Raw genomic sequence first — 2977 nt, 5'->3', positions numbered from 1 at the left:
TTCTTAATCACATATTTATAAGGAAAATTATAATCATATATCTGATGCCTAAGTAGGACCTTCTACCTAGCCATTCTCGTAAGCCTGCCAACCGGCAGCTTATAACCGTAGCTGAATATTAATCATGTTCTTTCTCCTAGTAATTCTCCTCTTGCCACTATAACCTTCCCTAAGCCTGCCGAATGGCAGCTTATACCGTAGCTGAATGCTAAGCATATTCTTTCTCCGCAGTGACTTGCAATGAGAAACGAAGAAACATTGAAATTTGATTTAGTAATTCTTCTTTTGCGAGCATAAAATTCCCGTAAGCCTGCCAGGACGGCAGGCTAGCGAACCTGAGCCAGGACGGCGAATGTGAGCGGTAGGGAATTTTATGCGAGCAAAAGATTAGAATTCCTTAATCAAATTTCACGCTTCGAGTTCACATTGCAAGGCACGCAGGAGAATTTTATACTCTACATTACCTCCGGTAGAACTACTACATCTCCTTCTTTGAGTCCACTCTTAATTTCTACAAGAGACCCATTACTCTCTCCAACCTCAACCTCCTTCTGCATCGCATCTCCCTCACCTTCTTTAAGCATTACCGTTGTTTTCCCTTCAAACTTTGTTACTGCCTCTTTAGGAAGGAACAACACATTAGTTATACTCTTTGCCTCCAACGCAGCAGTAACATTCATACCACCCCTCAGCATTTCCCGTCGTTCATTAATTCTAACAGTTACAGCAAAATTTGTTACTCCATTCTTAGAAACTCCATTAAGAGGTATTTTTACAACTTCGCCCACTATAGGGTTTTCCATTGTTTCCGCAACAGCATCAACAGTAAGCTGTACCCTTTGTCCTATAGCAACCTTAGATATATCAAGTTCATCTATATCTACATCGGCTTGGACTACACTTTTTTCTTCAATAGTAGTTAAAGGTTCTCCTATGCTAATACTATTTCCTACTTTCATACTCTGCACAGCTATTATCCCATCTATAGGTGCATATATTTTATAGTATTTAAGTTGATTTTCTGAGGAGGCTATCTGAATTTCTGAGGATGCTATCTTAGAATTACCAATTTCTTTATTTATTACAATATCATCATTTTTGATTGTAATAACATTTTGGTTCGCACCCACTTGTTGATTTTTTTTAATAGAAATACTACTTACTGTTCCACCAGTTTCACTTATAACTGATGTCTTTTTTATGCATTCCAAAGTCCCCGAATTTGTACTTGCTAAACTTCCGCTAGCTGTCTCCATAGATGCACTTGCATCCATTCCTTCTGTAACACCGCCCGGATTATTTATTTGTATCTCAACAGTGTATAACTGCCCTCCAGCGCTTGTGGATATAGCTTTATTGCTCTTATATGTAACAATACCAGTGGCGGTCTGCATAAGCGAAGTTAAATTTACATTAATAGCTTGATTTACAGATATCTTATTTATATCTGTAGCATTAAATTCAACTGAAAGCCTAAGCTTTGAAGTATCCGCTATAGTGAATAATTCTCCTCCCTTTTGAACAATATCACCATTCTTTACTGTAATATTGCTAATTTGACCTGCAAAAGGTGTCGCAATAGAAAGCTTATCAATCTGAATAGCATTTGAACTGTTTGAAAGCTTATTTGTAACTAAGTCATTCTTTATTTGCCTCAAATTTAACTGAGCATCAGAATCATCAAATTCACAAATCAAGTCTCCCTTTTTAACGCTGTCACCTTCTTTAAAATAAATATTTGTAACTTTACTACTAACCTTTGACACTATAGATGATGTTTTATCGTAATAAACATATCCTGTACCTGTAACCAAAAGCTTTATATCTCCCTTTTCTACTGTAGCAGTCTTTTGCAGCGGAGCATTCGCGGTAAGTTTATTTTGAATTATGGGTGACTTATATAAACTAAAAACCACCACTATTAGAAGAGCACCTACTACATACTTTGCATACTTTTTCGAAAAAAATTCTTTCATTTTATCCCATTCCCCCATCAATTTTTACAAATTGTATATTTCAATATAAATATTCATCACTCTACGCTTTTCAAAGCTCCAAGCATATCAATCTGTTTTAGCTTTTTGCTAAGAAGCATATTAACAAAAACAGAAAACATAAAGGTTAAACCTGCTGCATATAGAAAAGTAACCACCTTAATATAAGGTGAAAAAGTCATATCTTCTTGAGCACTCGCAGACATTATAAATGTTGTGAGTCCTACCCCCATTGGCATTCCAACAATAATCCCAATAATGGTGAAAATAGTGTTTTCTCTTAAAACCAATGTCTTTATTTCATTATTCATAAACCCCAGTACCTTTAGAGTCGCAAGTTCTCTCATTCGTTCATAAAAATTTAAAATCCCCAAATTATATAAAACTACTAGAGCAAGAACTCCACCGAAAACGATAAGTATAAAAGCAATTGTGTTCATTGCACTCATCTGACTATTTATAGAATCTACTAGTTCACTCTTTTGTTTCACAGCAAGGATAAAGTCATATTTTTCTGTGCTTTTTATAAAACTAGCCGGCTCTTTTGTATTTATATATAGAAAAGATGGTGTATATTCCTCTCCCATTTCTCTCCATAGGGACCTACTTATATAACAGCCTGTGATGTTGTCCTTAATGTCTACTACCTTTACCTTTCTTATATCATTTTTCCCCGAAACTACAAAGTCAATGATATCCCCCTTTTGAACATTTAACTTTTTTGAAAGGGAAGTTGATGCTATAACCCCGTCACTAGGCATAACCATACTCTTCATTGCCTCCATAGAAGGCACCATGAGGGAGATTGTATCCTCCATTACATTAATTGTAGCACTTTCACTTTTATCACCTTTAGATACTTTAATGACTCCACTCATTACACTTTCACCCTTGTCTACACCATCAAGCTTTTTTATTCTGTCTGTTTCTAAGATTGATGTATCATTTTTAAATATTACTTGAACATCATATTTATACATGTT

At 35.4% G+C, this 2977-nt stretch carries 2 protein-coding genes; both read right to left on the bottom strand.

What is annotated here, in order from left to right; all coding sequences use genetic code 11:
• Positions 1 to 455: 455 nt before the first annotated feature.
• Positions 456 to 1976: an efflux RND transporter periplasmic adaptor subunit gene (locus JJE11_RS17160; protein ID WP_291637826.1), complete on the bottom strand. Its 1521-nt coding sequence runs from the start codon at positions 1974 to 1976 to the stop codon at positions 456 to 458.
• Positions 1977 to 2032: 56 nt separating this feature from the next.
• Positions 2033 to 2977 (bottom strand): ABC transporter permease (locus JJE11_RS17155; protein WP_291637824.1); only part of this gene is annotated, 945 nt, incomplete at its 5' end.

It is taken from the genome of Clostridium sp. (genome assembly GCF_016650095.1).
Classification (GTDB): Bacteria; Bacillota; Clostridia; order Clostridiales; family Clostridiaceae; genus Clostridium_AD.
Note: the sequence above shows the minus strand (reverse complement) of the source record. Positions and strands in the feature narration are given on the sequence as shown.

Coding starts and splice junctions, on each gene's coding strand:
- JJE11_RS17160 (WP_291637826.1), bottom strand. CDS start 1,976: ATGAAAGAATTTTTTTCGAAAAAGTATGCAAAGTATGTAGTAGGTGCT.